We start from the raw sequence: 7,633 nt of genomic DNA, 5'->3' as shown, positions 1-7,633 counted from the left end.
CGGCACCAATCACGTCCGCCGCCGCGATCGCCAGATAACGTGCCAGAAGCCGTACGTTTTCCGTGCGGTCGGCATATTTCAGCGGCAGGATCAGGCGGCGCGGCATCTCGTCATACACCATGGCCGCCCGGCCCTGTCGCCATGGCGGCGGATTTTCGGTGCAGGGCGCGCAGGTCATGGTGGCGCCACCCGCCGCGTGTGATGTAAAGGGCTGGGCGCAGCGGCGGCAGCATGGCGCGGTGATGAGCTGCAACCGGTTCACGCACGGTGCGCAGAGATGATCCGCCTGTGTCACCGCCGCGCCACAGCCGGGACAGTGTGGCGGAAACAGCGTATCAAGCACCCACGCGCCCACGTGCCGCCACCAGGGGGATGAGGTGTATGGGGTCATGTATTCACACGATCGTGGGGTTGGCATGGATGCCGCGCGGGGGCACACAGCGGGGATGAGCATGGAAGTGCCGCAGATATTCGACCGGCGGATCGTTCGCCTGCACCGCGACCGGGCCGCGCCAGCGCTCGATCAGGTCCGCCCGGTGCTGGAGGAGGCCGCCAGCCGCCTGCTTGAGCGGCTGGATGACGTGACGCGGGTTTTCGGCACCGCGCTGGATATTGGCGGGCGTGGCGTGGTCGCGCCCCTGCTGCGCGCACGCGGCATCGATACCGTGGTGGGCGACCTGTCGCCACGCATCTGCGCGCTTGATGGTGGACCGGCCGTGTGCATGGACGGGGAATGGCTGCCCTTCGCACCCCATAGTTTTGATCTCGTGGTGGCCAGTCTGTCGCTGCACTGGGTCAATGACCTGCCGGGGCTGCTGGCGCAGGTGCGGCGTATTCTGGTGCCCGATGGGCTGTTTCTGGCCTGCATGCCGGTACTGCCGACGCTGGCGGGCCTGCGCCAGGCGTTGATGGAGGCCGAGATGGCCCGCCATGGCGGGGTTTCGCCACGGGTCTCGCCCTTTCCGGGGTTGCGGGACTGTGCGTCCCTGCTGCAACGCGCGGGGTTTGCGCTGCCGGTGGCGGACGGGGATGTAATCCATCTGTCCTACCGGACCCCCATGGGCCTGCTGGCCGACCTGCGCCATGCGGGTGAGACGAACGCGCTGCACCAGCGCACGCGCACCATGACATCCCCCGGCCTGATAGCCGACGCCATGAGCCGCCTGCCGCGTGATGGGGAAGACGCCATCGCGCAGGATCTGCATATCGCCATCATGACGGGCTGGTCCCCCGCCCCCACCCAGCAGCAGCCCCTGAAGCCGGGGCAGTTTGACGTAAGCCTGGAAGACATGCTGCGCGGCCCGCAGCCGACCTAGCCCCCCGTGACATTCATATGCCGGGTGACCCGGGCGGGATCATCCGCGCCACGACCGATCAGGAAATCATGACCGCGTGGCTTGCGCAGGATGGCGGCGCGGACATGCTCCATCATGGCCCTGTCATCCGCGCCGTCGCGCAGGGGTTCGCGCAGGTCGGTCGCGCCCTCATGGCCAAGGCAGGTGTAAAGCCTGCCCGTGCAGGACAGGCGCACGCGGTTGCAGCTTTCACAGAAATTATGGGTCATGGGGGTGATGAAGCCGATCCGGCGTCCGGTCTCGGCAATGCGGACATAGCGCGCGGGGCCGCCGGTGCGGAAGTCGATCGGCTCCAGCGTCCAGCGCTGGGACAACTGGCGGCGCACATCCATTAACGGCAGGTAACGGTCGGTCCTGTCCTCGCCCGTCTCGCCCATGGGCATGGTCTCGATCAGGCACAGATCCGCGCCAATCTCGCCGCACCAGGCGATCATGGTATCGAATTCGTCATCATTCAGCCCGGCCATGGCCACGGTGTTGATGCGTATGGCCAGTCCCGCCTCCCGCGCAGCGCGGATCCCCTCCAGCGTGCGGGTCAGGTTCCCCCGCCGCGTAATGCGGGCGAAGCGGGCGGGATCGAGCGAATCAAGGCTGACATTGATGCGGCGGACCCCGCATGCGCGCAGTTCGGCCGCGAATTCGGCCAGCCTGCTGCCATTGGTGGTCAGGGTAAGTTCATCCAGCCCCGCCTGGCCTTCGGGCCGGTTGAGCCAGCCGCCCATGGCGCGGAAAAAGGTCATGACATCACGCCGGACCAGCGGCTCCCCCCCCGTTACCCGCAAACGGCGCACGCCATGGCGGATGAACGCGCCGCACAGCCGTTCCATCTCGTCAAAGGACAGGATTTCCGCCTTGGGCAGGAAGGTCATCTCTTCCGCCATGCAGTACAGGCAGCGCATGTCGCACCGGTCGGTAACCGAAACGCGCAGATAGGTCAGCAGGCGACCGTAGGAATCGGGAAGTGGGGAAGAGTGCATGCCGCCCCCTATGACAGTACGGTCAGATGCACGACCGTGGCGTCAACCAGGATCTTGCCCGCATGGGGGAAGTTGACCGTAACCCGCGCGCCTATGGCGGACTGGACCTGTCCCTCCCCCATTCCGGATGGTCGGGGTGGCGGACAAATTGCCCCGGCACGAGAAAGGAACGAAAGGGAAGAGTCGCCATTAATGCTGCAATGATCCTGCATTGTGGTCCTGTCTGGCATATCGGACCGGAGAGGGGTTTATTAAACCCCCCGCTGAGCTATTCAACAAAAAAATGGGCGCGGCCCGGCCCATGCCGGAAGCCTGTGGCATGCGGTGTCTTTTACGCGCCCGACCCGGCGGCCGCGAAATCCGGGGCGCGCACGCCGCAGTGTTCCAGCTGGGCGCGAAGCTCCGCCTGCAGCCGTTCCAGCCCTGCATGGGTCTGCGATTCCACCCGCGCCACAAGAACCGCCTGCGTGTTGGATGCGCGCAGCAGCCACCATCCATCCGGCGTGGTCACGCGCACCCCGTCGATGCGTGAGACCGTCGCCCCGCTTTTTTCCAGCCGGGCCGCGACTTCGGCAATCACGTCGAATTTGCGGGTGTCGGCACATTCGAAACGCAGTTCCGGGGTGGAAATGGTTTCAGGCAGCGCAAGGCGGACATCGGATAGCGGACCATCAAGGCGCGAGACGATCTCCAGCAGCCGGAGCGCGGTGTAAAGCGCATCGTCAAAGCCGTACCATCTATCGGCAAAGAAGACATGCCCCGTCATCTCGCCCGCCAGCGGCGCGCCGGTTTCCGCCATTTTTGTCTTGATCAGCGAGTGGCCCGTCTTCCACATGAGCGGCTGGCCACCCGCGCGGCCAATTTCGTCAAACAGGGTCTGGCTGGCCTTGATGTCCGCGATCACGGTGGCGCCGGGGTGGTCGCGCAGGACATCGCGCGCCAGCACGATCAGCAACTGGTCGCCCCACAGGATGCCGCCGGTATTGTCCACCACGCCGATGCGGTCGGCATCCCCGTCGAAGGCGATGCCCAGATCGGCCCCGTCCGCGCGTACGGTGGCGATAAGCTGCCGGAGGTTGGCGGGTACGGTCGGGTCGGGATGGTGGGCGGGAAAGTGGCCATCGATGCGAGCATTGAGCACGCGGTGCTGGCCCGGCAGTCTTTTCACCAGCAGGGACAGGATATCGCCCGCCGCGCCATTGCCGTTATCCCACACCACGTCGAGCGGGCGGCCTGTTCCATCGTAATCACGCAGCAGGCGGTCCACATAGGCGGGCCGGATATCCACGTCACGCACGGCGCCCGCTTTTTCCACCACCACGTCACCCTTCGCGGCCATCTGGCCCAGATGGCGGATCCGGTCGCCAAAGAACGGCCTGTTGGCCAGCATCATCTTGAAGCCGTTATGGTCGGGCGGGTTGTGGCTGCCCGTCACCATCACCGCGCCATCCGCCTCCAGCTCGGCGGATGCGAAATACAGCATCGGCGTCGGGCCGCACCCTATGCGCAGCACCTCCATGCCCGACGCGACCGCGCCGGACACCAGCGCGTGTTCAAGCATGGGGGAGGACAGGCGTCCGTCATAACCGATGACGATGCGCCGCCCCCCTGCCCGCGCCACGATACTGCCGAAGGTGCGGCCGATGGCGTAGGCGTCTTCCCCCGTCAGCGTCTGGCCGACAATGCCGCGAATGTCGTATTCGCGCAGGCTGGTCGGGTCGAAGCGGTGGGTGAAGGTCATTTATATTTCTGCAGGAATCCCCGCACGTCGTCCGCCAGATCCGCGCGTTCCAGCGCAAAGGCGATCTGGCCTCCAGAAAGCCGATCTTGCTGCCGCAGTCGAAGCGCCTGCCTTCGTAGCGGTAGCCATGGAACGGCACCTCGCCAATGGTCTTGGCCATGGCGTCCGTCAACTGGATCTCGCCACCCGCGCCCTTTTCCAGCCGGGCAAGGTATTTGAGCACATCCGCCGTCAGCACATAGCGCCCGATGACGGACAGGTTGGACGGGGCGTCTTCCGGGGCGGGCTTTTCAACCAGTCCCTTGACCTCGACCATCCGGCCATCATCCGAACCGACATCCAGGATGCCGTAGCTGCTGGTCTGTTCGCGCGGCACTTCGGTCACGGCCAGCACGTTGCCGCCCGTCTGGTTATAGACCTGCGCAAGCTGGGCGATGCAGGCGGTCTTGCTCAGCACGATGTCATCGGGCAGCAGGATGGCGAACGGATCATTGCCGATGAACTCGCGCGCGCACCAGATGGCGTGGCCCAGCCCCAGCGGTTCCTGCTGGCGGACGGACATCATGGAGCCGGGCACGACGCGGGTCGCTTCCAGCGCCTTGAGCGCGGCTGTCTTGTTGCGGGCCTTCAGCGTGTCTTCAAGTTCGTGGCAGATATCGAAATAATCGATCAGGGAGTCCTTGCCCCGGCTGGAAACAAGGCAGAATTCCTCGATCCCCGCCTCGCGCGCCTCATCGATTGCATATTGGATCAGCGGGCGATCAACGACCGGGAGCATTTCCTTGGGCATCGACTTCGTCGCGGGGAGAAAGCGTGTTCCCAGACCGGCAACCGGCAATACGGCTTTTTTAAGGGGCTTAATCACTAATTATCTACCTCAACGTACGAATCAGGAACAGGCCATGCGGACCATACCAACCAGGCGCCGGACCTCATATTGAAACCGGATGGGGATGTGTTGCCATATGGTAATAAAAATAGTGCATTTTATCATGGTCATAACCGGGCGTCATGACCAGTTCTGATTTAAATCACGTTTCTCATGCCATGCCAGTACGCGCGGAGAATCCGACATTTTTTGTAACCTTCCTCCTGGCGCGCGGGTTGAAGAATGGTCTGCGAAAATCCTGTGGTAACGAAATATCTACAGCAATTCTGTGCGAAGATAATATGACCTTTTTATGACATCCACCACCACGCTCCCGGCGGGCCTGCCGGGCGGGAGCCATGCGCCGCCACGATGGCTTGGCCATGGCCTGAACGCACGAACGCAGCCCCATGGGGGCTGTTTCCGTCCGTTTTCGGTTTTTTTTGAAAAAAACTGGTGCGGCCAAGAAGACTCGAACTTCCACGGGGTTGCCCCCACAAGCACCTCAAGCTTGCGCGTCTACCATTCCGCCATGGCCGCAACGTGACAACGATGATCGACTGGGCGATACCGTCATGACTATGAAGGGGCGTATAACCGATGGATGACGAGCGGGCAATGACTGAAAACAAGTTTTTATGGAACAGGGCGCCAGATCTGGTCCCCTACCCCGCCGCACTGGCGGAAATGGAGGCCCAGGCCCGGGGAATTCGGGCGGGCACCCACCCCGAGCGCGTGTGGCTGCTGGAGCATCCGCCCACCTATACCGCCGGGACATCGGCAAAGGACTCGGATCTGTTCAATCCGCGTGGCTATCCGACCTATCCGGCGGGGCGTGGCGGGCAGTGGACCTATCACGGGCCGGGGCAGCGTGTGGCCTATGTCATGCTCGATCTGGCGAAGGCGCATGGCCTCTCCCCCGCGCGGGACCTGCGGGCCTACGTACATACACTGGAGGAATGGCTGATCCGCACGCTCGCGCGCTTCGGGGTGGCGGGTGAACGCCGCGCGGACCGTATTGGCGTGTGGGTGGTCGATCCCGCTACCGGGCGGGAGGAAAAGATCGCGGCCCTCGGCGTGCGGGTTTCACGCTGGGTAAGCTGGCATGGAATCGCGATCAACGTGACTCCCGACCTGAGCGATTTTGGGGGAATCGTGCCCTGCGGCATCAGCGAATACGGCGTGACCAGCCTGGCGAAGCTGGGCAGGCAGGTGGACATGGCAGAGGTGGACGCCGGCCTGGCCGCCACGTGGCCGGAATGTTTCGGCCCGATTCCCGGCGCGCGGGCCTGACGCGCGCCGGTCAGGCGCTCAGTCGGTGGGGGAGAGGGTAAACAGCGCGTCAGGCCAGCTTTCACCGCTGGCCGCCGCATCCGTCAGGTCAAGGCGGATATGCTGGCGCTCCACATCCGTCATCTCGATCACCAGCAGCGACAGCCTGCCCCCGATGTCCGAAAAGCCAAGGGTCAGGATGCCCTGTGACGCGCTGTCCGCCCGCGCCAGCGAGACCTGGAGGCTGTTGGTTCCGTGCTGCACGGCCGTCACCACGATCTGGCCTGACAGATGCACCGGCTGGTTCAGCAGCAGGCCCAGCGGCTGGCGGCCAAGCGACATGCGGGTTACCGATTCGCGCCGGTGGTCCACGAACAGCAGGTGCCCGTTGGCCGCCACCAGCTTCATCGGCCCCGGCGTGGTGTAATCCAGCCGCAGGCGGCCCGGATCATAACGCAGCACGCCCTGTCCCTTGCCGCCATCGGGCCATGTCTGCACGAAATCGGCCTTCAGCCCGCGCGCGGTGTTGAGATAGGTTTCAACCCGCTCGATCTCGCCATGCTGGTCCAGCGCCTCACGCGCGGGCACACCGGCGCAGGCGGCTAGCAGGGTCAGCATCCCCCCCATCATCAGCCGCCGCGTGGCGAAGGGAAAGCCCGGCTTCATGCGGCGGCGATCCGGGCCTGTTCCTCGGGCGTGCGCAGCACGAGCGAGAGGGCGTGCATCCCGCCGGCGAACTCACCGGCCAGCAGGTCATGCACCGTGCGCGAACGCTGCACGCGGTTCACCCCGGCGAAGGCGGGGCTGACAATCAGCACGTTGTAATGGCTTTCCCCCGCCTGCACGCCGTTGTCGCGCACATGGACGTGGTGCGCGTGGCGGGCGCTGTCATCGTGGATATGGAGTTCCACTGGGGCGAGGTGTTCGCGTATGATGCTTTCGATCCGTCCGGCCCGGCCGGTTGTCTGCTGTTTCATTGGCGGCTCCATGATAGCGGGATCATTACATTGCACAGCTTCGCTCTTGCACGAAGCATGAACAGGCGCACATAACGATTATGATGAAGAGAAGGAACACCCGCCACCGCGCCTTTGACCCCGATCCCGACGCGCCGGATCGTTGCTGTGACATGCATGACTGCGGCCAGCCCGCGGGTTACCGCGCCCCGCGTTCGCGCGATGCGCTGAACTCGTATTTCTGGTTCTGCCTTGAACACGTACGCGAGTACAATTCCCGTTGGGACTATTATCGCGGCATGTCGCCGGGCCAGATCGAGGCGCATATCCGTGCCGACGTGTCATGGAACCGGCCCTCCTGGAAACTGGGGCAGGGCAATGCCGGTCAGGCCTTCAGCGAGGAGGAAGTGCTTGATCCGCTCGACCTGCGTCAAGGGGCGGCGGCGCTGCCCGCCGCCAGCGCG

7 protein-coding genes, 1 tRNA gene and 3 pseudogenes are annotated in these 7,633 nt (G+C 64.5%); 3 read left to right on the top strand and 8 right to left on the bottom strand.

Going from position 1 to position 7,633, the window contains the following annotated elements:
* Positions 1-343: double zinc ribbon domain-containing protein (locus JCM25156_RS07240; protein WP_242402530.1), on the bottom strand; the 343-nt coding region annotated here is incomplete at its 3' end.
* 73 nt (positions 344-416) lie between these two features.
* Between JCM25156_RS07240 and JCM25156_RS07235 the strand changes: the two genes are divergently transcribed.
* Positions 417-1,316: a methyltransferase domain-containing protein gene (locus JCM25156_RS07235; protein WP_034958784.1), complete on the top strand. Its 900-nt coding sequence runs from the start codon at positions 417-419 to the stop codon at positions 1,314-1,316.
* Here the strand turns inward: JCM25156_RS07235 and moaA are convergent.
* The 5 genes and pseudogenes from moaA to JCM25156_RS07205 form a co-directional block, all read right to left on the bottom strand.
* Entirely contained in the window at positions 1,313-2,332 is a 1,020-nt protein-coding gene (gene moaA, locus JCM25156_RS07230; protein ID WP_025812620.1) for a GTP 3',8-cyclase MoaA, read from the bottom strand. The two genes, JCM25156_RS07235 and moaA, sit on opposite strands and share 4 nt — an antisense overlap.
* 8 nt (positions 2,333-2,340) lie before the next feature.
* A pseudogene (locus tag JCM25156_RS22330) lies at positions 2,341-2,522 on the bottom strand (DUF3553 domain-containing protein).
* 141 nt (positions 2,523-2,663) lie between these two features.
* Entirely contained in the window at positions 2,664-4,073 is a 1,410-nt protein-coding gene (gene pgmG, locus JCM25156_RS07220) for a phosphoglucomutase/phosphomannomutase PgmG (protein ID WP_025812619.1), read from the bottom strand.
* A pseudogene (galU, locus tag JCM25156_RS22325) lies at positions 4,070-4,938 on the bottom strand (UTP--glucose-1-phosphate uridylyltransferase GalU). The gene pgmG and the pseudogene galU overlap by 4 nt, the downstream one beginning before the upstream one ends.
* Positions 4,939-5,395: 457 nt before the next feature.
* Positions 5,396-5,481: transfer RNA gene (locus JCM25156_RS07205), tRNA-Leu, on the bottom strand.
* Positions 5,482-5,541: 60 nt separating this feature from the next.
* Here JCM25156_RS07205 and lipB point away from each other — a divergent pair.
* Entirely contained in the window at positions 5,542-6,234 is a 693-nt protein-coding gene (gene lipB, locus JCM25156_RS07200) for a lipoyl(octanoyl) transferase LipB (RefSeq protein ID WP_034958779.1), read from the top strand.
* A gap of 18 nt (positions 6,235-6,252) precedes the next feature.
* Here lipB and JCM25156_RS07195 read toward each other — a convergent pair whose 3' ends face one another.
* Both JCM25156_RS07195 and JCM25156_RS07190 read right to left on the bottom strand, forming a co-directional pair.
* A complete protein-coding gene (locus JCM25156_RS07195) occupies positions 6,253-6,879 on the bottom strand; it encodes a LolA family protein (protein WP_025812617.1) in 627 nt (208 codons plus the stop codon).
* Positions 6,876-7,190: a BolA family protein gene (locus JCM25156_RS07190; RefSeq protein ID WP_025812616.1), complete on the bottom strand. Its 315-nt coding sequence runs from the start codon at positions 7,188-7,190 to the stop codon at positions 6,876-6,878. Before JCM25156_RS07190 ends, JCM25156_RS07195 begins: the two co-directional genes overlap by 4 nt.
* 80 nt (positions 7,191-7,270) lie before the next feature.
* Here JCM25156_RS07190 and JCM25156_RS07185 point away from each other — a divergent pair.
* Positions 7,271-7,633, top strand: a pseudogene (locus JCM25156_RS07185) (molecular chaperone DnaJ); the annotation flags it as partial.

The organism is Komagataeibacter kakiaceti JCM 25156 (assembly GCF_000613305.1).
Note: the sequence above shows the minus strand (reverse complement) of the source record. Positions and strands in the feature narration are given on the sequence as shown.

What these genes read in the sequence shown, in the direction of transcription:
- pgmG (WP_025812619.1), bottom strand. Translation starts at nt 4,073, where the DNA reads ATGACCTTCACCCACCGCTTCGACCCGACCAGCCTGCGCGAATACGAC.
- moaA (WP_025812620.1), bottom strand. Translation starts at nt 2,332, where the DNA reads ATGCACTCTTCCCCACTTCCCGATTCCTACGGTCGCCTGCTGACCTAT.
- JCM25156_RS07195 (WP_025812617.1), bottom strand. Translation starts at nt 6,879, where the DNA reads ATGAAGCCGGGCTTTCCCTTCGCCACGCGGCGGCTGATGATGGGGGGG.
- JCM25156_RS07190 (WP_025812616.1), bottom strand. Translation starts at nt 7,190, where the DNA reads ATGAAACAGCAGACAACCGGCCGGGCCGGACGGATCGAAAGCATCATA.
- lipB (WP_034958779.1), top strand. Translation starts at nt 5,542, where the DNA reads ATGGATGACGAGCGGGCAATGACTGAAAACAAGTTTTTATGGAACAGG.
- JCM25156_RS07235 (WP_034958784.1), top strand. Translation starts at nt 417, where the DNA reads ATGGATGCCGCGCGGGGGCACACAGCGGGGATGAGCATGGAAGTGCCG.